This window comes from Spiroplasma endosymbiont of Asaphidion curtum (genome assembly GCF_964031085.1).
Taxonomy (GTDB): domain Bacteria; phylum Bacillota_I; class Bacilli_A; order Mycoplasmatales; family Nriv7; genus Nriv7.
Genome location: NZ_OZ035001.1, coordinates 203,292 through 229,515, shown reverse-complemented (window position 1 = coordinate 229,515; position 26,224 = coordinate 203,292). Strand labels below are relative to the sequence as shown.

Annotated in this window: 40 protein-coding genes, 1 pseudogene and 1 other annotated feature; of the genes and pseudogenes, 20 read left to right on the top strand and 21 right to left on the bottom strand. The window is 24.8% G+C overall.

Going from position 1 to position 26,224, the window contains the following annotated elements; genetic code table 4:
- Positions 1 to 120 precede the first annotated feature (120 nt).
- The 3 genes from AAHJ00_RS01415 to AAHJ00_RS01405 are packed head-to-tail and all read right to left on the bottom strand — an operon-like array spanning position 121 to position 2,191.
- A complete protein-coding gene (locus AAHJ00_RS01415) occupies positions 121 to 1,071 on the bottom strand; it encodes an IS30 family transposase (RefSeq protein WP_342223478.1) in 951 nt (316 codons plus the stop codon).
- Positions 1,072 to 1,096: 25 nt separating this feature from the next.
- Positions 1,097 to 1,240: a hypothetical protein gene (locus tag AAHJ00_RS01410; protein ID WP_342224248.1), complete on the bottom strand. Its 144-nt coding sequence runs from the start codon at positions 1,238 to 1,240 to the stop codon at positions 1,097 to 1,099.
- A complete protein-coding gene (locus AAHJ00_RS01405) occupies positions 1,241 to 2,191 on the bottom strand; it encodes an IS30 family transposase (protein WP_342224247.1) in 951 nt (316 codons plus the stop codon).
- Positions 2,192 to 2,304: 113 nt separating this feature from the next.
- Between AAHJ00_RS01405 and AAHJ00_RS01400 the strand changes: the two are divergent.
- Positions 2,305 to 2,873: pseudogene (locus tag AAHJ00_RS01400) on the top strand (IS5 family transposase); the annotation flags it as partial.
- Between the two features lie 152 nt (positions 2,874 to 3,025).
- Here the strand turns inward: AAHJ00_RS01400 and AAHJ00_RS01395 are convergent.
- The 5 genes from AAHJ00_RS01395 to AAHJ00_RS01375 form a co-directional block, all read right to left on the bottom strand.
- The gene (locus tag AAHJ00_RS01395) at positions 3,026 to 3,217 is read right to left on the bottom strand and encodes a hypothetical protein (RefSeq protein ID WP_342224246.1); all 192 of its coding nucleotides are present in this window, start codon (positions 3,215 to 3,217) and stop codon (positions 3,026 to 3,028) included.
- Between the two features lie 237 nt (positions 3,218 to 3,454).
- Positions 3,455 to 3,586 carry a hypothetical protein gene (locus AAHJ00_RS01390; protein ID WP_342224245.1) on the bottom strand — a complete coding sequence of 44 codons (132 nt, stop codon included), beginning with the start codon at positions 3,584 to 3,586 and terminating at the stop codon, positions 3,455 to 3,457.
- 183 nt (positions 3,587 to 3,769) lie between these two features.
- Positions 3,770 to 4,471, bottom strand: a complete 702-nt coding sequence (gene rplA, locus AAHJ00_RS01385; RefSeq protein WP_342224244.1) for a 50S ribosomal protein L1 — start codon at positions 4,469 to 4,471, stop codon at positions 3,770 to 3,772.
- 2 nt (positions 4,472 to 4,473) lie between these two features.
- Positions 4,474 to 4,908, bottom strand: coding sequence for a 50S ribosomal protein L11 (gene rplK, locus AAHJ00_RS01380; protein WP_342224243.1), 435 nt, complete (start codon positions 4,906 to 4,908; stop codon positions 4,474 to 4,476).
- Positions 4,909 to 5,281: 373 nt separating this feature from the next.
- Positions 5,282 to 6,232 (bottom strand): IS30 family transposase, encoded by a 951-nt coding sequence (locus tag AAHJ00_RS01375; protein WP_342224242.1) that lies wholly within the window; start codon positions 6,230 to 6,232, stop codon positions 5,282 to 5,284.
- 57 nt (positions 6,233 to 6,289) lie between these two features.
- On the opposite strand from AAHJ00_RS01375, the gene AAHJ00_RS01370 reads away from it, so the two are divergent.
- The 9 genes from AAHJ00_RS01370 (at position 6,290) to AAHJ00_RS01330 (ending at position 11,755) form a co-directional block, all read left to right on the top strand.
- Entirely contained in the window at positions 6,290 to 6,451 is a 162-nt protein-coding gene (locus AAHJ00_RS01370) for a hypothetical protein (RefSeq protein WP_342224241.1), read from the top strand.
- Positions 6,388 to 6,524: a sequence feature (ribosomal protein L10 leader region), on the top strand. It overlaps the preceding gene by 64 nt.
- Before the next feature lie 26 nt (positions 6,525 to 6,550).
- On the top strand, positions 6,551 to 7,066 hold the full coding sequence (rplJ, locus tag AAHJ00_RS01365) for a 50S ribosomal protein L10 (RefSeq protein WP_342224240.1): 516 nt from the start codon (positions 6,551 to 6,553) through the stop codon (positions 7,064 to 7,066).
- Positions 7,067 to 7,262: 196 nt separating this feature from the next.
- Positions 7,263 to 7,589: a 50S ribosomal protein L7/L12 gene (rplL, locus tag AAHJ00_RS01360; RefSeq protein ID WP_425288876.1), complete on the top strand. Its 327-nt coding sequence runs from the start codon at positions 7,263 to 7,265 to the stop codon at positions 7,587 to 7,589.
- Between the two features lie 375 nt (positions 7,590 to 7,964).
- A complete protein-coding gene (locus AAHJ00_RS01355) occupies positions 7,965 to 8,462 on the top strand; it encodes a hypothetical protein (RefSeq protein WP_342224238.1) in 498 nt (165 codons plus the stop codon).
- Complete coding sequence (locus AAHJ00_RS01350; protein WP_342224237.1) at positions 8,434 to 8,892, top strand: hypothetical protein; 459 nt, start codon at positions 8,434 to 8,436, stop codon at positions 8,890 to 8,892. The genes AAHJ00_RS01355 and AAHJ00_RS01350 overlap by 29 nt, the downstream gene beginning before the upstream one ends.
- 489 nt (positions 8,893 to 9,381) lie before the next feature.
- Positions 9,382 to 9,564, top strand: coding sequence for a hypothetical protein (locus AAHJ00_RS01345; RefSeq protein ID WP_342224236.1), 183 nt, complete (start codon positions 9,382 to 9,384; stop codon positions 9,562 to 9,564).
- A 455-nt stretch (positions 9,565 to 10,019) separates the two neighbouring features.
- Entirely contained in the window at positions 10,020 to 10,346 is a 327-nt protein-coding gene (locus AAHJ00_RS01340) for a hypothetical protein (RefSeq protein ID WP_342224235.1), read from the top strand.
- Positions 10,347 to 10,348: 2 nt separating this feature from the next.
- On the top strand, positions 10,349 to 10,525 hold the full coding sequence (locus AAHJ00_RS01335) for a hypothetical protein (protein WP_342224234.1): 177 nt from the start codon (positions 10,349 to 10,351) through the stop codon (positions 10,523 to 10,525).
- Positions 10,526 to 10,852: 327 nt separating this feature from the next.
- On the top strand, positions 10,853 to 11,755 hold the full coding sequence (locus AAHJ00_RS01330; RefSeq protein ID WP_342224233.1) for an IS30 family transposase: 903 nt from the start codon (positions 10,853 to 10,855) through the stop codon (positions 11,753 to 11,755).
- A 152-nt stretch (positions 11,756 to 11,907) separates the two neighbouring features.
- Here the strand turns inward: AAHJ00_RS01330 and AAHJ00_RS01325 are convergent, their stop codons facing one another.
- Complete coding sequence (locus tag AAHJ00_RS01325) at positions 11,908 to 12,294, bottom strand: transposase family protein (protein WP_342224596.1); 387 nt, start codon at positions 12,292 to 12,294, stop codon at positions 11,908 to 11,910.
- Positions 12,279 to 12,563 (bottom strand): transposase family protein, encoded by a 285-nt coding sequence (locus tag AAHJ00_RS01320; protein ID WP_342224232.1) that lies wholly within the window; start codon positions 12,561 to 12,563, stop codon positions 12,279 to 12,281. The genes AAHJ00_RS01325 and AAHJ00_RS01320 overlap by 16 nt, the downstream gene beginning before the upstream one ends.
- 179 nt (positions 12,564 to 12,742) lie before the next feature.
- Here AAHJ00_RS01320 and AAHJ00_RS01315 point away from each other — a divergent pair, with 179 nt between their 5' ends.
- Positions 12,743 to 13,024 carry a helix-turn-helix domain-containing protein gene (locus AAHJ00_RS01315; RefSeq protein ID WP_342224231.1) on the top strand — a complete coding sequence of 94 codons (282 nt, stop codon included), beginning with the start codon at positions 12,743 to 12,745 and terminating at the stop codon, positions 13,022 to 13,024.
- On the top strand, positions 13,025 to 13,693 hold the full coding sequence (locus AAHJ00_RS01310) for an IS30 family transposase (protein ID WP_342224595.1): 669 nt from the start codon (positions 13,025 to 13,027) through the stop codon (positions 13,691 to 13,693). It abuts the gene before it with no gap.
- 136 nt (positions 13,694 to 13,829) lie between these two features.
- Here the strand turns inward: AAHJ00_RS01310 and AAHJ00_RS01305 are convergent.
- From AAHJ00_RS01305 to AAHJ00_RS01255, 11 genes are all read right to left on the bottom strand, one after another.
- Positions 13,830 to 14,686 (bottom strand): IS5 family transposase gene (locus tag AAHJ00_RS01305; protein WP_342224230.1). Its coding sequence is split into 2 segments (ribosomal slippage): positions 13,830 to 14,290 and positions 14,290 to 14,686, totalling 858 coding nucleotides; the frame shifts between segments, so codons are not numbered across the junction.
- A gap of 53 nt (positions 14,687 to 14,739) precedes the next feature.
- Positions 14,740 to 15,123 carry a hypothetical protein gene (locus tag AAHJ00_RS01300; protein ID WP_342224229.1) on the bottom strand — a complete coding sequence of 128 codons (384 nt, stop codon included), beginning with the start codon at positions 15,121 to 15,123 and terminating at the stop codon, positions 14,740 to 14,742.
- The gene (locus tag AAHJ00_RS01295) at positions 15,116 to 15,283 is read right to left on the bottom strand and encodes a hypothetical protein (protein WP_342224228.1); all 168 of its coding nucleotides are present in this window, start codon (positions 15,281 to 15,283) and stop codon (positions 15,116 to 15,118) included. Before AAHJ00_RS01295 ends, AAHJ00_RS01300 begins: the two co-directional genes overlap by 8 nt.
- Positions 15,284 to 15,505: 222 nt before the next feature.
- Positions 15,506 to 15,751: a hypothetical protein gene (locus AAHJ00_RS01290; protein WP_338968823.1), complete on the bottom strand. Its 246-nt coding sequence runs from the start codon at positions 15,749 to 15,751 to the stop codon at positions 15,506 to 15,508.
- A gap of 9 nt (positions 15,752 to 15,760) precedes the next feature.
- Entirely contained in the window at positions 15,761 to 16,087 is a 327-nt protein-coding gene (locus AAHJ00_RS01285; RefSeq protein ID WP_342224227.1) for a hypothetical protein, read from the bottom strand.
- Between the two features lie 13 nt (positions 16,088 to 16,100).
- On the bottom strand, positions 16,101 to 17,090 hold the full coding sequence (locus AAHJ00_RS01280; protein WP_342224226.1) for a hypothetical protein: 990 nt from the start codon (positions 17,088 to 17,090) through the stop codon (positions 16,101 to 16,103).
- Between the two features lie 31 nt (positions 17,091 to 17,121).
- Positions 17,122 to 17,364: a hypothetical protein gene (locus AAHJ00_RS01275; protein ID WP_342224225.1), complete on the bottom strand. Its 243-nt coding sequence runs from the start codon at positions 17,362 to 17,364 to the stop codon at positions 17,122 to 17,124.
- Between the two features lie 15 nt (positions 17,365 to 17,379).
- Positions 17,380 to 17,610 carry a hypothetical protein gene (locus AAHJ00_RS01270; protein ID WP_342224224.1) on the bottom strand — a complete coding sequence of 77 codons (231 nt, stop codon included), beginning with the start codon at positions 17,608 to 17,610 and terminating at the stop codon, positions 17,380 to 17,382.
- 164 nt (positions 17,611 to 17,774) lie between these two features.
- Positions 17,775 to 17,987: a hypothetical protein gene (locus tag AAHJ00_RS01265; protein ID WP_215825617.1), complete on the bottom strand. Its 213-nt coding sequence runs from the start codon at positions 17,985 to 17,987 to the stop codon at positions 17,775 to 17,777.
- A gap of 30 nt (positions 17,988 to 18,017) precedes the next feature.
- On the bottom strand, positions 18,018 to 18,167 hold the full coding sequence (locus tag AAHJ00_RS01260) for a hypothetical protein (protein WP_342223611.1): 150 nt from the start codon (positions 18,165 to 18,167) through the stop codon (positions 18,018 to 18,020).
- Between the two features lie 389 nt (positions 18,168 to 18,556).
- Positions 18,557 to 18,889 (bottom strand): hypothetical protein, encoded by a 333-nt coding sequence (locus tag AAHJ00_RS01255; RefSeq protein ID WP_342223612.1) that lies wholly within the window; start codon positions 18,887 to 18,889, stop codon positions 18,557 to 18,559.
- Between the two features lie 338 nt (positions 18,890 to 19,227).
- Between AAHJ00_RS01255 and AAHJ00_RS01250 the strand changes: the two genes are divergently transcribed.
- The 8 genes from AAHJ00_RS01250 to AAHJ00_RS01220 all read left to right on the top strand — a co-directional run bounded on the left by AAHJ00_RS01250 (position 19,228) and on the right by AAHJ00_RS01220 (position 26,191).
- A protein-coding gene (locus tag AAHJ00_RS01250) for an IS5 family transposase (protein WP_342223477.1) occupies positions 19,228 to 20,051 on the top strand; the annotation gives its coding sequence in 2 pieces (ribosomal slippage) (positions 19,228 to 19,624 and positions 19,624 to 20,051; 825 coding nt in all).
- A 328-nt stretch (positions 20,052 to 20,379) separates the two neighbouring features.
- On the top strand, positions 20,380 to 20,502 hold the full coding sequence (locus AAHJ00_RS01245) for a hypothetical protein (RefSeq protein WP_342224223.1): 123 nt from the start codon (positions 20,380 to 20,382) through the stop codon (positions 20,500 to 20,502).
- Between the two features lie 187 nt (positions 20,503 to 20,689).
- Complete coding sequence (locus AAHJ00_RS01240; protein ID WP_342224222.1) at positions 20,690 to 20,869, top strand: ankyrin repeat domain-containing protein; 180 nt, start codon at positions 20,690 to 20,692, stop codon at positions 20,867 to 20,869.
- On the top strand, positions 20,859 to 20,996 hold the full coding sequence (locus AAHJ00_RS07880; RefSeq protein ID WP_425288862.1) for an ankyrin repeat domain-containing protein: 138 nt from the start codon (positions 20,859 to 20,861) through the stop codon (positions 20,994 to 20,996). The genes AAHJ00_RS01240 and AAHJ00_RS07880 overlap by 11 nt, the downstream gene beginning before the upstream one ends.
- 199 nt (positions 20,997 to 21,195) lie before the next feature.
- Positions 21,196 to 21,735 carry a helix-turn-helix domain-containing protein gene (locus tag AAHJ00_RS01235; RefSeq protein WP_342224221.1) on the top strand — a complete coding sequence of 180 codons (540 nt, stop codon included), beginning with the start codon at positions 21,196 to 21,198 and terminating at the stop codon, positions 21,733 to 21,735.
- 47 nt (positions 21,736 to 21,782) lie between these two features.
- Positions 21,783 to 22,832 (top strand): spermidine/putrescine ABC transporter ATP-binding protein, encoded by a 1,050-nt coding sequence (potA, locus tag AAHJ00_RS01230; RefSeq protein WP_425288875.1) that lies wholly within the window; start codon positions 21,783 to 21,785, stop codon positions 22,830 to 22,832.
- Between the two features lies 1 nt (position 22,833).
- Complete coding sequence (potB, locus tag AAHJ00_RS01225; RefSeq protein WP_342224219.1) at positions 22,834 to 23,790, top strand: spermidine/putrescine ABC transporter permease; 957 nt, start codon at positions 22,834 to 22,836, stop codon at positions 23,788 to 23,790.
- Positions 23,783 to 26,191, top strand: a complete 2,409-nt coding sequence (locus AAHJ00_RS01220) for an extracellular solute-binding protein (RefSeq protein WP_342224218.1) — start codon at positions 23,783 to 23,785, stop codon at positions 26,189 to 26,191. The genes potB and AAHJ00_RS01220 overlap by 8 nt, the downstream gene beginning before the upstream one ends.
- The last annotated feature ends 33 nt before the right edge of the window (positions 26,192 to 26,224 follow it).

Below are 26,224 nucleotides of genomic sequence, written 5' to 3'. Positions count from 1 at the left end.
AAAATACTATATAGTAATTTCTAACTTTTATTAGGTTAATACTTATGGATTTTATTAAATGTGTAAATTTTGACACAACAAAAAATTATTTTATTAGCCAAATTGTAAAGTTAAGTGCAACTAAATTATTTTTCTAACCAAATATTCGATTGGTGAAAGATAATTTAGTATTTTTCTTGGTCTTTGGTTTAAAGACAATATAAATTTATGAACTGCATTTTTAGTAGTATTTGAAAAATTAAATTTTTTAGGAAATTTTTCTCTAATTAAACCATTAGTATTTTCATTAGTACCTCTTTGTCAAGGCGAATACGCATTAGCAAAATAAATTTTCACATTTAAATTTTTTTCAAGTTGTTGTCAATTAGAAAATTCTTTACCCCTATCAAATGTTATAGTCTTAACAAGATTATTTGGAAGAATTGATAAATAATGGCTAATGTTTTCGTTAACAACTTTAGTAGTTCTATTTTCAACTAACATTGCTAAAGTAAATCTTGATGTTCTTTCAACTAAAGTTATTAAACATGATTTACTTTTACCTCGTGATGATACTACAGTATCACCTTCTCAATGACCAACAGTTATACGATTATTAACATTAATATTTCGTTCTTTAATTGATTTACCATTAAATTTACCGCGATTTTCTTGAGATTTTCGTTTCTTACCTTTTCTTCTTAAATTTTTATTAGTAACTTTTTCAAGTAATCCAGAATAAATTCAATTGTAAATTGTTTTAAAACTAATAATTCATTCTTTATGAAAATTTTTAATTCTGCCATAAATTTGTTCAGGCGATCAACCTAATAGTAATTTTTGTTGTACATATTTTACTAATTCTCTATTTTTAAACTTATGAAAATAAACATGTGATTGTTTTCTGTTTTCTGCTTTATTTTGTGCAATTAATGAAAAATAATGATTACTATCTTTATTTCTATTGACTTCTCGAATAATAGTACTAATACTTCGATTAAGATTTTTAGCTATTTCACTAATTTTTACTTTAAACTTCAATTGATTCTCAATATAAATTCTTTCATATATGCCAAGATGTTTGTAACCCATATAAAAACTCCTTGCTTTGTTTTTTCTAAAATAAACTTAGCATCATGAAATTTTTATTAGTAACTTTTTCAAGTAATCCAGAATAAATTCAATTGTAAATTGTTTTAAAACTAATAATTCATTCTTTATGAAAATTTTTAATTCTGCCAAATTGTAAAGTTAAGTGCAACTAAATTATTTTTCTAACCAAATATTCGATTGGTGAAAGATAATTTAGTATTTTTCTTGGTCTTTGGTTTAAAGACAATATAAATTTATGAACTGCATTTTTAGTAGTATTTGAAAAATTAAATTTTTTAGGAAATTTTTCTCTAATTAAACCATTAGTATTTTCATTAGTACCTCTTTGTCAAGGCGAATACGCATTAGCAAAATAAATTTTCACATTTAAATTTTTTTCAAGTTGTTGTCAATTAGAAAATTCTTTACCCCTATCAAATGTTATAGTCTTAACAAGATTATTTGGAAGAATTGATAAATAATGGCTAATGTTTTCGTTAACAACTTTAGTAGTTCTATTTTCAACTAACATTGCTAAAGTAAATCTTGATGTTCTTTCAACTAAAGTTATTAAACATGATTTACTTTTACCTCGTGATGATACTACAGTATCACCTTCTCAATGACCAACAGTTATACGATTATTAACATTAATATTTCGTTCTTTAATTGATTTATCATTAAATTTACCGCGATTTTCTTGAGATTTTCGTTTCTTACCTTTTCTTCTTAAATTTTTATTAGTAACTTTTTCAAGTAATCCAGAATAAATTCAATTGTAAATTGTTTTAAAACTAATAATTCATTCTTTATGAAAATTTTTAATTCTGCCATAAATTTGTTCAGGCGATCAACCTAATAGTAATTTTTGTTGTACATATTTTACTAATTCTCTATTTTTAAACTTATGAAAATAAACATGTGATTGTTTTCTGTTTTCTGCTTTATTTTGTGCAATTAATGAAAAATAATGATTACTATCTTTATTTCTATTGACTTCTCGAATAATAGTACTAATACTTCGATTAAGATTTTTAGCTATTTCACTAATTTTTACTTTAAACTTCAATTGATTCTCAATATAAATTCTTTCATATATGCCAAGATGTTTGTAACCCATATAAAAACTCCTTGCTTTGTTTTTTCTAAAATAAACTTAGCATCATGAAATTTTTATATGAGATTTTTTGCAATTTTATTTACTTGCACTTACAAGTATAATTCAGCACTAATATCAAGTGAATTGAAGATATTTTAATCAAACATCCTGATTTTCAACAACTTGCTGGTAAAAAAGCATTAATAAATGATTATTTTAATGATAAAACAATTATTATTGATGCTACAGAAACACCCATTCAACGCCCAAAAAAAGACAAAAACAATCTTATTCAGGAAAAAAGAAAAAACACACTATTAAAACACAAGTAATTATTGAAAAAGAAAGCAAAATAATTATTGCAACAAATTTTTCTCTCGGTAAAAAGCATGATTTTTGTTTATTTAAAGAATCAAAAATCCCAATTTTAAAAAATACTAAATTAATAGTTGATAATGGTTATCAAGGAATACAAAAAATTCATAGTAATGTTCTAATACCTAAGAAAAAAACAAAGAAAAACCCTTTAAATAAAGAACAAAAACATAATAATAAATTAATTTCAAAAATGAGAATTATTATTGAAAATATTTTTGCTATTCTTAAAAAATTTAAAATTATTACTGAAAAATATCGTAATCGTAGAAAACGATTTAGTTTAAGATTTAATTTAATTGCTTCAATTTATAATTTGCAATTATAGATAACATAAAATATTTATTTAAAATTAAATTTAAATAATAAAATAATTTTTTGTTGTGTCAAAATTTACACATTTAATAAAATCCATAAGTATTAACCTAATAAAAGTTAGAAATTACTATATAGTATTTTTTATTTACAAATAATTTGTAATTATTTTAATAAGTAATGCAAGAAGTCTAATCTATTTTCTAATGATAATTTATTATTTTTACCACCTCTTTTAAACTTTTTTAACTCAGCTTCTTTTAAAATATTTAACATTTTATTAAAAGTACTTTGCTTTATTCCAGTTAATCGTAATAATTCTTTATCATTAATAAAATTAAATTTATCAAATTTCATAATCTTAAATTCCTTATAATTTCTATTTTAAATATATTTTATAGGAATTTTGTTTAATAAATAAGTAATGCAAGAAGTCTATTTATGTTTAACAAAATTTGTTAGTAAACTTCGTTTACTAATTAACTTAGTTTATTACTATCAAGGCACAAAAAAATACAAGGCATAACTAAAAATAATAAATATTAATTTAACCTTATATTTCTTGTAATAAATAAATGAGCTCGTATTTATTTATTAATTAAGAGCAAGCTTGTAAAAACCAAAATCTTGTCATATGTATATGGTTTCTACACTAATTTTTACTTTAAACTTCAATTGATTCTCAATATAAATTCTTTCATATATGCCAAGATATTTGTAACCCATATAAAAACTCCTTGCTTTGTTTTTTCTAAAATAAACTTAGCATCATGAAATTTTTATATGAGATTTTTTGCAATTTTATTTACTTGCACTTACAAGTATAATTCAGCATATAAAAAAATAGTAAAGAAAAATATTCTCTACCACTTTAAAACATTATTTTAATTCCTAATAATAATTATATCTTTAATACTCAATAGCAACTTTAATCGCTGGCCCCATAGTAGTAGTAATACTAATATTTTTTATATAAGTACCTTTAACAGCTGCTGGGCGAGCTTTTCTAAGCGTTTCATAAATAGTTTGATAATTTTGCTTTAACTGTTCTTCACTAAAAGAAACTTTACCAATAATTACATGAACATTACCTTGCTTATCAACACGATATTCAATCTTCCCCTTACGAACTTCTGAAATTGCTTTTTGAACATCAGTAGTTACCGTTCCCATTTTCGGATTTGGCATTAAACCCTTAGGTCCTAATATTTTACCAATTTTTCCTAATTCAACCATAATATCTGGTGTTGCAATAATAACATCAAAATCAAATCAATTTTCTTTTTGAATTTTTTCAATTAAATCTTTACCACCAACAAAATCAGCTTTATTATCAATAGCTACTTGATTCATACTATTAGTTAATACTAAAATTCTTTGTTTTTTACCAGTTCCTGCCGGTAATACTAACGCTCCACGAAGTTGTTGATCAGCATGTCTTGGATCAATATTTAAACAAAAAGCTAATTCAACTGTAGCATCAAATTTTGTTATTGAAGTTTTTTTAACTAATGAAATAGCTTCATCAATCGAATATATTTTAGTTTTATCAAACATTTGGAATACTTTTTGATAATTTTTAGAATAACGACTCTTTTTAACAATTACCATAACTATTTTTGTTCCCCTTTTGATAGCTTTTCAACAACAATTCCCATATTTCTTGCTGTTCCTTCAATAATTTTCATTGCCTTTTCAATATCATTAGCATTTAAATCAACCATTTTATATTCAGCAATTTCTCTGATTTTATCTTCAGTAATCGTTGCTGCTTTTTCTTTTTTACTACTACTTGAACCTTTTTCAATATTAGCTGCTCTTTTTAATAAAACAACTGCTGGGGTTGTTTTTAAAACAAAATCAAATGATTTATCATCATAAGCAGTAATAACAACAGGGACAACATCACCCATTCTTGTTTTTGTTGCATCATTAAAAGCAAGACAAAATTGTGGCATATTAATCCCTAATGAAGCTAATTCCGGACCTGGTTTAGCTTGTACCGCATTAAACTGTAATTTAGCAATCCTTTTAATTTTTTTAGCCACGAGCAACACCTCCTATACATAATTGTTCTCGCTGTGGTCAACGATATCTTCTCCCACATTAACCTATTTTTTCAGGCTTATATATAATAACATTATTATTGTTACAATTCAAGATAACTACTATTAGAGGGTCGCGTTTAGTTTTGTTAGGTATTGCTTTGAAGAAATAAAACAATCAGCTAGTTATATTATTTAATTACTAGACTTCTTGCATTACTTATTAAAATAATTACAAATTATTTGTAAATAAAAAATACTATATAGTAATTTCTAACTTTTATTAGGTTAATACTTATGGATTTTATTAAATGTGTAAATTTTGACACAACAAAAAATTATTTTATTATTTGCCAAATTGTAAAGTTAAGTGCAACTAAATTATTTTTCTAACCAAATATTCGATTGGTGAAAGATAATTTAGTATTTTTCTTGGTCTTTGGTTTAAAGACAATATAAATTTATGAACTGCATTTTTAGTAGTATTTGAAAAATTAAATTTTTTAGGAAATTTTTCTCTAATTAAACCATTAGTATTTTCATTAGTACCTCTTTGTCAAGGCGAATACGCATTAGCAAAATAAATTTTCACATTTAAATTTTTTTCAAGTTGTTGTCAATTAGAAAATTCTTTACCCCTATCAAATGTTATAGTCTTAACAAGATTATTTGGAAGAATTGATAAATAATGGCTAATGTTTTCGTTAACAACTTTAGTAGTTCTATTTTCAACTAACATTGCTAAAGTAAATCTTGATGTTCTTTCAACTAAAATTATTAAACATGATTTACTTTTACCTCGTGATGATACTACAGTATCACCTTCTCAATGACCAACAGTTATACGATTATTAACATTAATATTTCGTTCTTTAATTGATTTACCATTAAATTTACCGCGATTTTCTTGAGATTTTCGTTTCTTACCTTTTCTTCTTAAATTTTTATTAGTAACTTTTTCAAGTAATCCAGAATAAATTCAATTGTAAATTGTTTTAAAACTAATAATTCATTCTTTATGAAAATTTTTAATTCTGCCATAAATTTGTTCAGGCGATCAACCTAATAGTAATTTTTGTTGTACATATTTTACTAATTCTCTATTTTTAAACTTATGAAAATAAACATGTGATTGTTTTCTGTTTTCTGCTTTATTTTGTGCAATTAATGAAAAATAATGATTACTATCTTTATTTCTATTGACTTCTCGAATAATAGTACTAATACTTCGATTAAGATTTTTAGCTATTTCACTAATTTTTACTTTAAACTTCAATTGATTCTCAATATAAATTCTTTCATATATGCCAAGATGTTTGTAACCCATATAAAAACTCCTTGCTTTGTTTTTTCTAAAATAAACTTAGCATCATGAAATTTTTATATGAGATTTTTTGCAATTTTATTTACTTGCACTTACAAGTATAATTCAGCAATGTTTGAAATAAGTATTGCATTTGTGTTAAAAACATATTATTATTATCTTATGCTATCAATAGTCTATAGACAGCAACGGGGGAACCTTAATTATGTTGCCGAGGATTAAAAGGTATAGGATTTTGGATTACAAAAACTCTTTTAAACTCGGTATGTAATACCGAGTTTTTTTATGTAAGATAGATATTGATTTCAGGATTAAACGGTTATGTTTAAGAAATTAGGAAGGGATGGATGAATGCGACCAGCAAAAGAAATTAAAAGTAATATTGTTCAAGAGATTAAAACAAAGATTGCTTCATCAAAGTCAACAACTATTATTCATTATCATGGATTTTCTGTCCAAGATTTAACAAATTTAAAGTTACAGTTAAGAAGTGAAAATGCTAGTTTAAAAATTTATAAAAATACATTAGTAAGAAGAGCATTACAAGAGTTAAAAATTACTAATTTAGATGATATATTATTAGGTCCTAATGCGTTAGTATTTTCGGCAACCGATGAAATTGTAGGCCCAAGATTATTAACTAAGTTTGCAAAGGAACATAAAAATTTAGTATTGAAAAGTGCTATTTTTGACGGTGAAGTAGTGTTATATGATGAATTACAAGTATTAGCCACATTGCCTTCAAAAGAGGATCTTATTTCAATGTTTGCTTCAGCAATTATTAGTCCATTAATTAATGTTGCTTTAGCAATTAAAGCCATTATTGATAAGAAGTAAATAGAATAAACCAATATATAAAAATAAAATAAAAGGAGAGAATTATATTATGGCAGAAAATAATCCAATAAAAAAAGAAACACAAGAAGAAATAGAAAATAAAATTAACGAAGAAAAAACAATTAAAGAAAAAAGTGATAGTGTTAAAAAAGGTAATAAAATAACAAAACAAGATATTATTGATTCCCTAGAAGATATGAAATTAACAGAACTAAATGAATTAGTAAAAGCAATTGAAGAACATTTTGGTGTTACTGCTAGTGCACCAGTAATGATGCAAGCAGTTTCACAAGGTGATGATAGTGCTGCGCCGACAGAAGTAAAGGTTATTTTAACTGAACTAGGTGGTTCTAAAATTGCAGTTATTAAAGTAGTAGCAGAAATTATAGGAAAACCTTTAATGGAAGCTAAGAAATTAGTTGAAGGTGAAAACCCAGTAATTAAAGAAAAAATTAAACCAGAAGAAGCCGAAGAAATTAAAGAAAAACTTGTTGCTGCTGGTGCTGTTGTTGAAATTAAATAAATAAATTTTAAAACTAACTAAGAAAGTATTTACATTTTATATTAAAATATGTTAATATAAAGATGTCCTATTTAAGGACATTCTACACAAAAATGTCCGATGACTAAGATAAAGGCGTGCGATATTAATTCGCACAGCACTGTTTTAAGTTAATTAGTCTTGTGCGGTATTGGGGTATCCCGAAATGTTCCTCGCTAAAACCTAGCAAATATACCTTTGCTAGGTTTTTTTGTTTGTCAAATAATGGGCGGCTTATCGCTATCTTGAAGAGATATTTCAACTTTAAAATTATATGATTATTTTGACATTTTTGTGTCATAATTATTGTAGTTAAGATTGTATAAATAACTAAATAATTTAAAGTGAGGAATAATGATGAGTAAGTTTTTATTTTATAAACCATTATTAGTAATTGCTTCGTTATTTATTAGTACTAATGGTACAAAATTTTTATTTGCTAATAAGTTAACAGGAAATAATGATTTAGTGGCAGTAACTTCTAATTCATTAAAATCACAACCAAAATCAGGAATTCTTAATAATGATTTTTGTGGATATCAATATAAATATGGTGAACATATAAATGATGTTGATTATTTCTTTTTAAGATATCCGAAAAGTTCATTTAATAAAATTGAAAGGAAAGGCAAATCAACTTGAAATTTTGATTATAAAGTTGAAGGTAAGGTGCAAACATCTTTTCTATGAGTGGAGAAATACTATATTACTGATTATTTTGTTGATAATTGCGATACCTTAGTGATGTCATCATTAATATCAGATCACTATTCCCTAAAAGATATTGTTATTCCTTTTAAACATTATAATCAGTTTTTAGAGCACAATGGTTATCTTAACCCTAAATTTTCCTAATGAAGCATTACAATTAGATTTTAAAGAAGAAAGCAATAAAATTTTAAAAATTATTGAAGAAATTGCTTCACCAGTTATTGGATATATTCCGGTTGTTGGTAATATTATTAGTAAAGTTAGTGAAGTTGTTGATGCGATTATGGGTGCCCTAAATGTTTGAGATAATAACTGAATATATACTGCTAATAATATTAGTTTTACTAAAAGATTATTAACAGCAATTCAATTTACATTGTCAGGAAATCTTAATTTCTATTATAATCTGGACTCAAAAACACCGCGAAGAACTATTTCTGCTAATGCATTTAAGGAGTTTACTAATAATTTTAGCGAAGGTTTAGTTTTAAGACATAGCATTAAAATTGATAATTGGGATAAAAAAGTTTTAAGTGAAAAAGTAGCGGTATATAATAATGATTGAATTCATTAAAACTTGAAATTGATGCTTATAAATTATCCGAAGAAAGATATGTTAGAGTAACGCTAGTTGATTATTATGAAACTACATGTAAAATGCATCGTTGACATTGTGTTAGTGATAATGACCCTGGATATTGTATGAGAGTTGAGAAACAATTCCCATTTATAAATATGTTACTTGAGATAAATGAGATTGAAGTTTTAAACTTTAGACTTGGTACATAACTATAACATTTTGCACCTACCAAACTATAAAATTCATTTTCGTCTTTGTATTTATCTAACATTTGTGCTTCATCTAGAAAATAATATTATCAAAATAGTAGATAAAATTAAAGGTTATGTACCAAGTCTTTTGAAATATTTAATTTTTAAGGAGTATTTTTGAAATGATAAGAATCCGAAAATCACTATTATTAATAATATGTTTTTTTCTAATGATGGGATTAGTATCTTTTTATCCTAGTTTAATATCAATATTAAAACTGATGGCATATATTTGAAATCTGAAGTTAATATTGATGTTTTAAAACAATTGGCCGCTAAAAATCTTAGTAGTGATGATTTAGAAAAAAATGATTTTGATCCCTGAGATTTTGACTTTAATAATGTCAAAATTTTTTATAATAATAGACTTGGTAGGGCGCGTAAAGTTTTGTTAGGTGGGAAAAGATTTGAATAAGTATTAAGACAGTCAGCAATGATTGTCTTTTTATTTTATAAGGTGTTAAAATTTTGTTCTTTGAAAATTAAATACAAGTGAGTTAATAATGTTGGTATGTATTAAAGCACGATAAATTGTGGGTGGTCGCCATAACCAAAAGAAGTTTACCAGTTAATAGATAACATCCTATTAACTATAGCAATTTGTTTCGTTTTGCAATAAAAAATGAATGGGTGGATTTCCTAAAAATATACACGCTATTAAATTAGTTCCAAGGGTAGGATGCGGATGTTAAAGTGTAAAAATTTCTATATAGGGGTATGCTAAGTTTAAAATTATTAAAATCTTTATCTAATTAAAAAACAAAATTTACTAACAAAGCTTGTTAAACACTTAAATCTGCGATATATATAAGTGTTTAAAAAACTAAGTTAACTAACTTAGTTTATAACAAATAAGAAAGGTAATTTATTATGAAAAACATTGAAAACATTTTCTTAAATACTAAAAAATATCTTTTAAAAGAAACACAAAACGCAATGTTTATTAAAGCACCAAAAATTCCATGATTTAGTCAACAAATCGATATTTGGTTTCCAAAGCGATTTGTTTATAAAGGAAAATATGAAAATTCTATTTGCATCGGAATAATAAAAGATAGTAAATATCAAATAATTTCAATTAATCAAAAAGAAAATGAAACCAAATTAATTAAAGGTCAAGAATTATTAGGCTTCTTCATTGCGAAAAAAGAAAACAACAAAAAAGATATAAATTATAATTATTTTAAAGGAGTTTAAAAATGAATATTGCGATTGGAATAATATTTATTATCATTTGCATAATGCTATTGGCATATTTTGCTTATAAAATTTATGCCAAAATAAAAATTAGAATTAAATATAAAAATGCCATTAAAAATAATACTGGTAATTTTACAAAAGACGAAAAAGTATTTATTGCTCGCTTTGAAGAATAAGTTAAAGCCCCTAATTCAAAAGAAAATAATGAGAATAAAAAATAATGTTTTGAGAAATTATTATGGAATTCTTAAAACTGTTTGTTCCGATAGAAAAAATGCCTGTGCAAGTTGCGTTTATTGCCGGATTAATTATTATCATTACTTTTCTTTTCGCCTTAATTTCAATTATGTATTTACCAATAAAAATGATTTTTGGGAGATAAAAAATGACAATAAAGCTGAATTATACTTGTAAGTGCAAGTAAATAAAATTGCAAAAAATCTCATATAAAAATTTCATGATGCTAAGTTTATTTTAGAAAAAACAAAGCAAGGAGTTTTTATATGGGTTACAAACATCTTGGCATATATGAAAGAATTTATATTGAGAATCAATTGAAGTTTAAAGTAAAAATTAGTGAAATAGCTAAAAATCTTAATCGAAGTATTAGTACTATTATTCGAGAAGTCAATAGAAATAAAGATAGTAATCATTATTTTTCATTAATTGCACAAAATAAAGCAGAAAACAGAAAACAATCACATGTTTATTTTCATAAGTTTAAAAATAGAGAATTAGTAAAATATGTACAACAAAAATTACTATTAGGTTGATCGCCTGAACAAATTTATGGCAGAATTAAAAATTTTCATAAAGAATGAATTATTAGTTTTAAAACAATTTACAATTGAATTTATTCTGGATTACTTGAAAAAGTTACTAATAAAAATTTAAGAAGAAAAGGTAAGAAACGAAAATCTCAAGAAAATCGCGGTAAATTTAATGGTAAATCAATTAAAGAACGAAATATTAATGTTAATAATCGTATAACTGTTGGTCATTGAGAAGGTGATACTGTAGTATCATCACGAGGTAAAAGTAAATCATGTTTAATAACTTTAGTTGAAAGAACATCAAGATTTACTTTAGCAATGTTAGTTGAAAATAGAACTACTAAAGTTGTTAACGAAAACATTAGCCATTATTTATCAATTCTTCCAAATAATCTTGTTAAGACTATAACATTTGATAAGGGTAAAGAATTTTCTAATTGACAACAACTTGAAAAAAATTTAAATGTGAAAATTTATTTTGCTAATGCGTATTCGCCTTGACAAAGAGGTACTAATGAAAATACTAATGGTTTAATTAGAGAAAAATTTCCTAAAAAATTTAATTTTTCAAATACTACTAAAAATGCAGTTCATAAATTTATATTAGACTTCTTGCATTACTTATTAAAATAATTACAAATTATTTGTAAATAAAAAATACTATATAGTAATTTCTAACTTTTATTAGGTTAATACTTATGGATTTTATTAAATGTGTAAATTTTGACACAACAAAAAATTATTTTATTATTTAAATTTAATTTTAAATAAATATTTTATGTTATCTATAATTGCAAATTATAAATTGAAGCAATTAAATTAAATCTTAAACTAAATCGTTTTCTACGATTACGATATTTTTCAGTAATAATTTTAAATTTTTTAAGAATAGCAAAAATATTTCCAATAATAATTCTCATTTTTGAAATTAATTTATTATTATGTTTTTGTTCTTTATTTAAAGGGTTTTTCTTTGTTTTTTTCTTAGGTATTAGAACATTACTATGAATTTTTTGTATTCCTTGATAACCATTATCAACTATTAATTTAGTATTTTTTAAAATTGGGATTTTTGATTCTTTAAATAAACAAAAATCATGCTTTTTACCGAGAGAAAAATTTGTTGCAATAATTATTTTGCTTTCTTTTTCAATAATTACTTGTGTTTTAATAGTGTGTTTTTTCTTTTTTCCTGAATAAGATTGTTTTTGTCTTTTTTTGGGCGTTGAATGGGTGTTTCTGTAGCATCAATAATAATTGTTTTATCATTAAAATAATCATTTATTAATGCTTTTTTACCAGCAAGTTGTTGAAAATCAGGATGTTTGATTAAAATATCTTCAATTCACTTGATATTTCGATAACAACTAGCTTCACTAATATCAAAACTTTTACCAAGATGAAAATAAGTACGATATTCTCGTCAATATGATAAAGTCATCAATAATCTATTTTCTAATGATAATTTATTATTTTTACCACCTCTTTTAAACTTTTTTAACTCAGCTTCTTTGCTGAATTATACTTGTAAGTGCAAGTAAATAAAATTGCAAAAAATCTCATATAAAAATTTCATGATGCTAAGTTTATTTTAGAAAAAACAAAGCAAGGAGTTTTTATATGGGTTACAAACATCTTGGCATATATGAAAGAATTTATATTGAGAATCAATTGAAGTTTAAAGTAAAAATTAGTGAAATAACTAAAAATCTTAATCGAAGTATTAGTACTATTATTCGAGAAGTCAATAGAAATAAAAATAGTAATCATTATTTTTCATTAATTGCACAAAATAAAGCAGAAAACAGAAAACAATCACATGTTTATTTTCATAAGTTTAAAAATAGAGAATTAGTAAAATATGTACAACAAAAATTACTATTAGGTTGATCGCCTGAATAAATTTATGGCAGAATTAAAAATTTTCATAAAGAATGAATTATTAGTTTTAAAACAATTTACAATTGAATTTATTCTGGATTACTTGAAAAAGTTACTAATAAAAATTTAAGAAGAAAAGGTAAGAAACGAAAATCTCAAGAAAATCGCGGTAAATTTAATGGTAAATCAATTAAAGAACGAAATATTAATGTTAATAATCGTATAACTGTTGGTCATTGAGAAGGTGATACTGTAGTATCATCACGAGGTAAAAGTAAATCATGTTTAATAACTTTAGTTGAAAGAACATCAAGATTTACTTTAGCAATGTTAGTTGAAAATAGAACTACTAAAGTTGTTAACGAAAACATTAGCCATTATTTATCAATTCTTCCAAATAATCTTGTTAAGACTATAACATTTGATAGGGGTAAAGAATTTTCTAATTGACAACAACTTGAAAAAAATTTAAATGTGAAAATTTATTTTGCTAATGCGTATTCGCCTTGACAAAGAGGTACTAATGAAAATACTAATGGTTTAATTAGAGAAAAATTTCCTAAAAAATTTAATTTTTCAAATACTACTAAAAATGCAGTTCATAAATTTATATTGTCTTTAAACCAAAGACCAAGAAAAATACTAAATTATCTTTCACCAATCGAATATTTGGTTAGAAAAATAATTTAGTTGCACTTAACTTTACAATTTGGCTTAAATAAATATTTTATGTTATCTATAATTGCAAATTATAAATTAGACTTCTTGCATAACCTATTAAAATAATAAAAATTTTAAATTTAACCACTTTAAAATAAACATTTTTCTAAAATCTAAAATAATTTTGATAACAATTAACTAGGTTATGCAAGAAGTCTATTGAAGCAATTAAATTAAATCTTAAACTAAATCGTTTTCTACGATTACGATATTTTTCAGTAATAATTTTAAATTTTTTAAGAATAGCAAAAATATTTTCAATAATAATTCTCATTTTTGAAATTAATTTATTATTATGTTTTTGTTCTTTATTTAAAGGGTTTTTCTTTGTTTTTTTCTTAGGTATTAGAACATTACTATGAATTTTTTGTATTCCTTGATAACCATTATCAACTATTAATTTAGTATTTTTTAAAATTGGGATTTTTGATTCTTTAAATAAACAAAAATCATGCTTTTTACCGAGAGAAAAATTTATTGCAATAATTATTTTGCTTTCTTTTTCAATAATTACTTGTGTTTTAATAGTGTGTTTTTTCTTTTTTCCTGAATAAGATTGTTTTTGTCTTTTTTTGGGCGTTGAATGGGTGTTTCTGTAGCATCAATAATAATTGTTTTATCATTAAAATAATCATTTATTAATGCTTTTTTACCAGCAAGTTGTTGAAAATCAGGATGTTTGATTAAAATATCTTCAATTCACTTGATATTTCGATAACAACTAGCTTCACTAATATCAAAACTTTTACCAAGATGAAAATAAGTACGATATTCTCGTCAATATGATAAAGTCATCAATAATCTATTTTCTAATGATAATTTATTATTTTTACCACCTCTTTTAAACTTTTTTAACTCAGCTTCTTTTAAAATATTTAACATTTTATTAAAAGTACTTTGCTTTATTCCAGTTAATCGTAATAATTCTTTATCATTAATAAAATTAAATTTATCAAATTTCATAATCTTAAATTCCTTATAATTTCTATTTTAAATATATTTTATAGGAATTTTGTTTAATAAATAAGTAATGCAAGAAGTCTATTATGTTCAATACTAGTAAAATTTTTTTCATAAAAATCACGAACAGTTTTTACGATAGACCAATAAATATAATTACCAACAGGGCCCAAATCATTAGGTAATTGATTTTTAACAAAAGCAACATCTAATCATCCGTCTTTTAAATTATAAGTTGAAGGAGTAAAACTACTATTCAAAATTTCAGAAAACTCAAAATTACAACTATTACCACATTGACTGGGATTTGTAGCTCGTTTTTCTCGTTTCATAAAAAATTGTTCCATATTAGGTTTAGGTGGTTGTTTTGTATCAAAGAAGGCACCTAGAGGAACTAAACCAATAAACATTATAATAAATCAAGAAATAATCTTATTCATCTCTTCACGACTTAAAACTCTCTTTTATTGCTTTAAAAGCATGAGAAAATTTATATTCATAATATAATGGACATTCAGAAATATTAATAACTTCTTTTTGATGTTTTCTAACTACTTTATTAAAATAAAAACGCTTAATAATTAACTTAACAACTGTCATTAACAAATAAACCATTAATAATCAAAAATACACTTTAAAAAATACATTTTGAAAATCAAACAATATAAAATCTTTAAAAAACTCAACTGTGTTAGTTCGAATTCTTGTTAAAAATACTCAAATTATAACCATAACAGTATGAAATATAATAAAAAAACGCATAAAACCTAAAATGCTTTTAAATCATTTAATACTTAATATTTTCTTTAACTTTTTCATTTTTTAACTCCTTAAAATTAAATATATGGTTGATAAAATACAAATCGTTCCTAAAATTTGGAAAATCGGATGTTGGGAAAATAACCTTATCATTGGTTTAAACAAATCTAAAATTTTAATATTACTTGATAGAACTTTATTAAAATATTCTAAACCCTCACGCACATAGGCTCATAAACCTAAAAAGTCGTTTAAAGCAAAAATAGAAAAAACAGCAACAAGAATAAATAATATTATTAATTTAAACATTTTCTAAACCTACCTTTTTATTCGCCGTCCGTGTTGGTCAACTCACGGTCTGTTTTTAGGACTATTACCACTAAATTTCTTAATTGGACCACTAGATGATTGTTTTTTAGTTCCTCAATTAGCAACTGATTTTCGATATTTTTTATGAAAACCAACTTTTGGTCGTTCAATATGAATACCTAAAATGCCACCAATTACAAGATTTATCACAAGCATAATTAGCGGAAAAATAATAATGCGAATATCTGTTCCAGGAATGGTTAAAATTCAAATTAAATCAAAAACTTTATAAAACATATCGCCAATCAAGCTGGCCATTTTTTCTAAGTTTTCCATTTTTTAAACCCCTTTACTTGTTTTTCTTCTTCAGATTATTTTTTAACTTAGTAAGTATCTTGCTGAATTTTTCCATTTTTAAATATTCTAATGCTTCAATATCCATTACATTATCATTTCAAAATTTATGTTGATATTTATCATTCAAAGCACGATTACTTAATTCACGCAAGAATGATAAATATTTATTATCGTAAAGATTTAAGATTGACATCGGAATTTTCAATTTAAAGAAATAAATGTCTAATTCCGGAATGCTACGATACTTGATTTTGCGACCTTTTTTATCATTTTTAGCATTAATTAAAGTTAATCGTCATTGTTCGTATTCGCTCACCGATTTAAAAGTGCCATAAATAACTTGTAAATAAGGACGAAAGATACTAACCGGTTTTTTTCTAATGCCAACAATTATTGAATTCGCAATATCACGAACTTTAACTCATATATGTTCGGCTCGTTGTCCGCTTGCTAATACGATGTGGGTAAATTGGCGAGCCGAAGCGAAATATTCTTGTAACCCTTGGGTTACCCTATCATTTTCTTTATAGTCAGTTCCTTCTAAAAATAAGTTAGTTTCATCTCATAACAGCAAATGCTTTTCTTCTAATATCGGATAATTATAATCTAATAAAGACATATGCCCTAATGAAAGCATTTGTTTATCCGTAATCGGAAAAGTAGAAATCGTTTTTCAACCACTTAATAAGTAAGAAGCTAAAACCATTAAAGCGGTTTTCCCAGTTCCTAAGGCACCAATTACTAAATTTAAGGGTGAATTTAATAAGAAATTAATAAAACTACGGCGAGCAAAAAAATGAGAAATTTTAGTATATAAAACATACAAAGCAATTAATAAATAAATAATATCAAATAACATTCGTCAACTTTGAGGATTATAATAATACAAAATCGCACCATAGAATCACGCAATAATAAATAAAGTGCGATTTAAAGCGACAAAATCATATAATCTTAAATTTATTTTCTTAAACAATAGCATCATTTAAATCACACTTTCTTTATTTTTATTACTATCTGCCGGGCATTAATTTTTCAAACATTTTGAAAGCAATTAAAAATAAACCAATAATTACTCCAAGCAAGAAAACTCAATATGTAGCAAAAAAATTAACAACATTAGGCATATTACCACCAATAATATCGGTTCAAATGTGACCAAAGGCTCCAATTAACGCTTTTCATAAGTTAGTAACCGCTTGTTCACCAGTGACAGCCACAGGCGTGGTCGCTTCTACTAAGAAAGTTCCAATCATATAATCACCCCCTTTCTAAACAAAATATGATTTAACCTTATAAAATAAAATAACCATAAATAAGACAATGAATACTAACACCATTCAAAAGGCAATATTTGCTATTAAAAGTCAAAGTGGTTCTTTGATTAAATCAATTTCTTTACCAGAAACCCACGCCGGAATAGTTGTAATTTGAATAAACAAATCTCAAAAATACAATTTTGTCATTTCTCAATCTAAATCTTTTCAAGCAACTAAAAACATAATAATTACCGCTTAAAAGGTCAAAATAGTAGAAAAATAATTGCCGAGAAGAGCATTACAATTATTAAAATTGAAAACAAAAATACAACTTGGGGCGGTAAATCGGTAGTTGGATAAATTAATTCAATTAACTCGATAATTATTTTTTTAAACATTTTCTAAACCTACTTTTTAATTTCTTTTTCATCTTGTTCTAACAAATTTCGTTTAAACTTTGCAATAAATATTCGTTGTGAATAAGTAAAATCTTTTGGTAGCTGTTTTGCTTCACTACCATATTTCTTTTTATCTTTAAAAAACCGATAAATATTAACAGCAATATAATATGCTAGTAATAATGTTAAAATCGTAAAAAACACTAATCCAAATATACTCATCTTTCTTTTCTCCTTAATTTTCTAATTAATTTATTTTTTTAAACAATTATGTTCAACAAAATCAAAACAAAGTCAATTATCACCAACTAAATCAGTTCTAACAGAATCAACTGCAGATTTAGACGCTCAAATTTTTTGTTCTAATCCGGTTTTTTTATTAATAGAATAGACTTGGTACATAACCTTTAATTTTATCTACTATTTTGATAATTATTTTTTAGATGAAATACAAATGTTAGATAAATACAAAGATAAAAATGAATTTTATAGTTTAGTCGGCATAAAATGTTATAGTTATGTACCAAGTCTAATATATAAACTCTTGACAATAATCTTTGCCAGGCTCATCCACACTAACTCACATTTTCATTTCTAAAACTCCAAAATTAATTTTTTTACTACATTAAATCAAAAAATGCAATAACTTAGTTAAATAACTCAAACTAACATTGATAATTAACGGGCGGAGCATACGCTTTCCGCACCGTTTAAACACCTTAAAAACCAACCTAAATTTTTTTAAACTATATTTTTCTTTACCTCTATTCTTAAAATGCCTTAAAACACCTTTAAAATGAATTTTTAAAATAATTAAAACTTACATCCTTTTTAGCAATCTCTTTCTCCGCAACAAAAAAACCTAACAACTCATGACCTAAAATCAAACTAGATTCTTGACCTTTCTTATTATTAACTAAAACCAACTGATACTCACCATCTTTAATTATTCCGATACAAATAGAATTCTCATATTTTCCTTTATAAACAAATCGTTTTGAAAACCAAATACCAGTAGATTCATACAATCAGGGAATTGCTGGTGCTTTAATAAGTACTGCATTTTGCGTTTCTTTCAAAAGATATTTTTCAGTATTTAAAAAAATATTTTCAATATTTCTCATATACATACCACCCTTACAATATTTAGTTATATTAACTTAGTTATATTTAACTTAGTCTTTTAACTTAGTTCAATATATTTCTCTTTAAACTCTTTCTTTAAACTAAATTAACATAACTTGTTAGTAAACTTCGTTTACTAAAAAACTTAGTTTATCAACAACAAGGCACAAAAAAATACAAGGCATAACTAAAAATAATAAATATTAATTTAACCTTATATTTCTTGTAATAAATAAATGAGCTCGTATTTATTTATTAGACTTCTTGCATTACTTATTTATTAAACAAAATTCCTATAAAATATATTTAAAATAGAAATTATAAGGAATTTAAGATTATGAAATTTGATAAATTTAATTTTATTAATGATAAAGAATTATTACGATTAACTGGAATAAAGCAAAGTACTTTTAATAAAATGTTAAATATTTTAAAAGAAGCTGAGTTAAAAAAGTTTAAAAGAGGTGGTAAAAATAATAAATTATCATTAGAAAATAGATTATTGATGACTTTATCATATTGACGAGAATATCGTACTTATTTTCATCTTGGTAAAAGTTTTGATATTAGTGAAGCTAGTTGTTATCGAAATATCAAGTGAATTGAAGATATTTTAATCAAACATCCTGATTTTCAACAACTTGCTGGTAAAAAAGCATTAATAAATGATTATTTTAATGATAAAACAATTATTATTGATGCTACAGAAACACCCATTCAACGCCCAAAAAAAGACAAAAACAATCTTATTCAGGAAAAAAGAAAAAACACACTATTAAAACACAAGTAATTATTGAAAAAGAAAGCAAAATAATTATTGCAACAAATTTTTCTCTCGGTAAAAAGCATGATTTTTGTTTATTTAAAGAATCAAAAATCCCAATTTTAAAAAATACTAAATTAATAGTTGATAATGGTTATCAAGGAATACAAAAAATTCATAGTAATGTTCTAATACCTAAGAAAAAAACAAAGAAAAACCCTTTAAATAAAGAACAAAAACATAATAATAAATTAATTTCAAAAATGAGAATTATTATTGAAAATATTTTTGCTATTCTTAAAAAATTTAAAATTATTACTGAAAAATATCGTAATCGTAGAAAACGATTTAGTTTAAGATTTAATTTAATTGCTTCAATTTATAATTTGCAATTATAGATAACATAAAATATTTATTTAAAATTAAATTTAAATAAATAATTTTTTGTTGTGTCAAAATTTACACATTTAATAAAATCCATAAGTATTAACCTAATAAAAGTTAGAAATTACTATATAGTATTTTTTATTTACAAATAATTTGTAATTATTTTAATAAGTAATGCAAGAAGTCTATTAATTAACAGCAAGTTTGTAGAAACCAAAATCTTGTCATATGTATATGGTTTCTACATGTAATTATAAATTGTGGTATTGAGTGACTTATTAAAAAAATTAAAGAAAAAAGAACAACGAGAAATAAAATATTTTAAAAGGAGTGATAAAAATGTTTATGAAAATATTTACCGTGCTAACTATTAGTTTCAATAACATTTTTACTATTCCACCAAACATTAACAACGAGAAAACGGCAGTGCAATTAGTTAGAAATAAAAGAAAAACTCAATAGACTTGGTACATAACTCTCAATTTTATCTACTATTTTGATAATATTATTTTCTAGATGAAGCACAAATATTAGATAAATATAAAGATGAAAGTGAATTTTATAGTTTGGTAGGTGCAAAATGTTATAGTTATGTACCAAGTCTATTGAAGCAATTAAATTATTACTTAATAATGGTATTAATATTAATATGAAAAGTCATAAAGGCGAGTCGCCAATTTTTTATGCCATAAAAGTTGAAAATATTGAACTTATTGAATTGTTACTGGATGGTGGCTGGTCATCGCTTATTTTAGCAATTAAAAAGTCTAATTTAGAAATTGTTCAATTATTGTTGGAGCGGGGTGTGGGATGTAAATATGCAAGATAATAATGATTGTACGCCACTTTATTATGCATTATGAAATCGTGACATTGAATTCATTAAATTGTTGCTGGATAGTGGTGCTAATATTGGAATTGATTCATTGCAACTAAAGCAGTTTTCTGATGATTAGGAAATAAGAAAAATTACGATTTGTAGAAATATTTACAGTGATTTTAATCATTTAAAATAAATAAAAATAAACTAAGGATTTTTAGATAATTCTTAGTTTTTCTTTGTTAATTTAATTGACATCACTATAAAATCGTATATAATCGTTTTGTAATTAAACTTAATGTTTACTAATACTAAACAAAAAATGGTGGTGTTTTATGGATATTGGTAAGAAAATTAAAGCATTACGATTAAAACAAGATTTAACAATTGATGAATTAGCACAACGATGTGAGTTAACTAAGGGGTTTATTAGTCAATTGGAACGAGATTTAACATCACCAAGTATTGAAACATTACAAGATATTATTTCGGTATTGGATTGTTCTTTAAGTGAATTTTTTAAAGATGATGAAAAAAATAAAAGTTATGTGTTTTCTAGTGATGCGATGTCAATTTTAGAAGAAGCGGATTATCATATTAAGTGACTTATTGCTACGAGTCAAGCTCATAATATGGAACCAATTTTAATAACATTAAAAGCAGGAAAAAGTTCGCCAAAAATTAATCCTTTTGTTGGCGAAGTGTTTGGATTAGTTTTAACTGGTCGGGTCGCTGTTATTGTTGGCAATAAACAGATTACTGCCAATACTGGCGATGCTTTTCATTTAGAAGTTAATGAAGAACATTATTTAAAAAATAATATGTTAAATGGTGACAGTAAAGTTCTTTGAATTACAACACCACCAAGGTTTTAAAAAGATATTTACTATTTAGGAGTGTTGAAAAAATGATTGATACAGTAATTAAACCTAATATTTTAGAATTACGAAATATTACGAAAGATTTTTCTGGTGAAGTAGTTTTAAAGGGAATTAGTTTAAATATTAAAGCTGGTGAATTTATTACTTTATTGGGACCAAGTGGTTGTGGAAAAACTACTACTTTAAGAATTATTGGTGGTTTTGATGACCCTAATAGTGGTGAAATTCTTTTTGAAAGTCAGAATATGCTTCGGGTACCAATTCATAAACGCAAAATTAATACAATTTTTCAAAATTATGCGTTATTTCCACATTTGAATGTTTATGAAAATGTTGCTTATGGTTTAAAAATTAAAAAATTAAAAATTGATGTTATTAAAAAGGCAGTTTTAGAAGCATTGGAATTAGTTAATTTAGTTGGTTTTCAAGATAAAGATATTGATGAATTATCTGGTGGTCAAAAACAACGCGTAGCAATTGCGAGAGCATTAGTTAATAAACCTAAAGTTTTATTATTAGATGAACCATTAGCAGCTTTAGATTTAAAATTAAGACAACAAATGCAGTTAGAATTAAAACGATTACAAAATGATTTAGATATTACTTTTATTTTAGTAACTCATGATCAAGAAGAAGCATTTACAATGTCTGATCGGATTGTTGTTATGAATGAAGGACAAATTCAACAAGTAGGAAGTCCAGAAAATATTTATAATGAACCAGAAAATAAATGAACAGCTAAATTTGTTGGAGCATCAAATATTATTGAAAATGCAGTATTTGTTCATGATAATTTAGTTCATTTTGATGGTCGTGATTTTCGTTGTTTAGATAAAGGATATGGTACTAATGAAACTAATATTGATATTGTAATTCGTCCGGAAGATATTGATATTGTTGGTGAAAAGAGTGGATATTTTCGTGGTACCGTTAAGAGTGTAACTTTTAAAGGTGTTTATTGAGAAATTGTTATTGTAACTCGAAGACTAAGTTTTCTTGTGCATTCAACAGATACAGTTATTGTTGGTAAAAAAGTTGGTGTTAGGTGGTCAGTAGAAGACATTCATGTAATGTGAAAAGAGGTTGAATAAGATGAAAAAAAATAAAGATAAAAATAACTTTTTTAGTCGGATAACACATAATGTCAAAATTCGTTTTCAATGATTACAAGAAAATTTTAAAAAGAATTTACAAAATATTAAGGAAAATCGTTTTATTAAAAAAAATAATAATAGTTGAGTTCCATTAATGATTCCTTATGTTATTTTAATGATATTATTAATTGTTGCACCACTTTTTATTCTCTTACTATATTCGCTAATTAGTCCTACTAATGATGTTTTAATTTTTGATTTTACAATAAATAATTTTAAAAGTTTTTTTTATGAGCAATCATTTTTAGCATCATTAGGTCGTTCACTATTATATGCAACTGTTGCGACATTTTTTGCCATTCTTATTGGTTATCCAGTAGCATATTTAATGGCCTTTTCAAAGTCAAAATTAGTATCAAAAAATATTTGAATATTAGTAACATTACCAATTTGAATTAATATGTTAGTAAAAACTATTGGTTTAAAAACAATGTTTGATTTAATTGAAAGAATAACTAATGTGCATTTATTAGGAACACCAATAGCAATCGTTATTGGAATGATTTATATGTTTATTCCTTTTGTTATTATTCCTATATTTAATAGTTTGGATAAAATGGATCGTAGTTGAATTGAAGCGAGCAAAGATTTAGGTGCTAGTCCTTATCAAACATTTTGAAGAATTACTTTTCGTTATTCAATGCCAGGAATTATTACCGGAATTATTTTTATGTTATTACAAGCGGCAACAAGTTTAATTGTTGTTAAGTATATGGGACAAGAAAAAATTACTTTAATATCTTCTATTATTGAAGCATATTTTTTTCAAGGTGCTAATTTTGGTTTAGCAGCTGCAATTTCAGTATTTTTAGGATTTATAATTTTATTATTAGTTATTGTGTTGCGCTTATTAGGCAAAAGAATTTATGGTAAGGTAGGACGAAATAATGATTAAAAAAATCTTTAAAAGTTCTTATTTACTTTTAGTATTATTATTTATTTATGTTCCAATTAGTATTTTAATTTTTTATTCTTTTAATGATGAGCGAAGTTTAACACATTTTAATGGTAATTTTTCATTAACTTGATATGAAAAGTTTTTTCAAGATCGATTGTTTGTTGAATCAATTATTTCTAGTTTGTTAGTAGCAGTTATTTCAACAATTGTTTCAGTTATTATTGGAACTTTAGCTGCCATTGGTATTAGTAAAGCTAAAAAAGTAACGCAATCGTTAACATTAAATATTTCTAATATTCCTTTAATTAATGCTGATGTTGTTACTGCGGTATCGTTAATGATGTTATTTATCGCTTTAGGTTTTAACTTTGGTCTTTTTAGTTTAATTTTAGGGCATATTTCTTTTAATATTCCTTATGTAATTATTACGGTTTTACCACGATTAAGAAGAGTTCACCCATCAATTATTGAAGCATCGTTGGATTTAGGTGCTAGTCCGAGATATACTTTAAGAAAAGTTATTTTACCTTTAATTTGACCAGCTATTATTGCTGCTAGTGTTATTTCTTTTGCCATGTCGTTTGATGATTTTATTATTTCTTATTTTACTGGTGGCAATGTAACTAATGTTGCCACATATATTTATACTTTAAAACGATTAACGCCGGTTGTTAATGCTTTTGGTACAATATTAATTTTAATTGTTGCGATTTTAGTTTTAAGTTGGAATTGTTATACCATTGTTAATACCCAGATTAAGTCACGAAATCATAAAATTTTAACAGAAAAATATCGAGCTAAAATTATTATTAATAGTGAAAGAAAACTATTGCAGTTATATTTGCAGTTAAATAATCTTAATCTTGTAAAAAATCTTAATATTTTAAAATTAAAACGAAAAATTTTTCATTTAGAAATTAAAGTAGATAAAGAAAAGTTATGAATTAAATCTAAAAAAGCACAAATTATTCGTCGCGATAAACGACAAGAACGAATTAGTGAAAAAAGAAGAGAGAAATATTATTGATTAATTTGTTGACCTTGACGAGCAATTATTATTGTGGCATTAAGTTTTACATCATTAGGAGCTTTAACATTTGTTTATGTGCAAAATAATCTTTATGATTTTAAATTAGGAATTTGAGGAGAATATATTAATAGTTCGGTTGTGGAAAGATTTGAAACAGCATATAACATTAAGATGAAAGTAGAAACTTATGATAAGAATGAAGTTTTATATAATAAAATGTTTACTACTGATTATGATGTTATTGTTCCTTCTGATTATATAGCTTCAAGACTTATTGTTGAAGATAAGGTTGAAAAATTGGATTGAAGTCGCTTAATGCCAATTGGCAATGCTCAGGTTTCTAGTGGTAATAGTTGTTCAGATTTAGATGGTACAAAGTCAGCAGATAGTTTATGAACTTATCTTGATTGTGGAATTAAAAAAGTAATTTCTGTTCCTGGTTATAAAACAGAAAAGGGATTATTAAGTGATTATGCTGTCCCTTATTTTTGAGGTGATTTAACAATGTTATTGAACTTTGAAAAACCAGAAACTAAAAACTGATTAATTAAAAAAGGTGTTGAAATTTTAACTACTAATGATGAAAAAAAAGAAGAATATTTAAATCCGACAACAGTATCATGAGAATTAATATGACAAGCTGCCCGAGAAGGCAAAAATGTTTTTGCATTAAGTGATTTTCGTAGTTTATATGGTTTAGCATTTCAAAGAATTAATCAAACAGTTAATCCTGAGAGAAAAGAAGATGTTGAATTTGCAACAAAATTATTAAAGGAATTAATTGTTGATTACAAGAATAATGTTACTTTACAAAGTGATGAAATTGTTAATAGTCTTTCAGCACCATATGATTCGAATTCTAGTCGTTTGTTTGATATTGCTGTAATGTATAATGGTGATGCTGTCGCTTCGTTTTATGATAAAAATCAAAATATTCGTGATCGTAATTTTAAAAGTGTTAGACCGCGAAAAGCAATTCCAAAGATTGATTCAACAACAGGAATCTCTAATATGGATGTTTTAACACCGCAAGGAACAAATGTTTGAGCTGATGTTGCGATGATTACTAAACATAGTACTAATAAAGATTTAGCGTATAAGTTTTTGCAATTTGTTTTACAAGATAAAGTACAAACGAAGTTATCTTTAGAATTTGGTTATAATACGCCTTTGTTTAAAGCGACACAAGATATTGTTAATGATGAATATAAAACTGTTGATAGTATTTATTTACCAGTTGCTAATTTTATTAATGGTAAGTGAGTTACTGATATTCAAATTGCTGATGCTGGTTTTCAAAATAAATTTATTAAAGATATTACTGATTCCTATACTCGGATAATAAGTGCCGGTTTAGGTGGTTATTAGATATAAGGAATGATAATAGACTTGGTACATAAC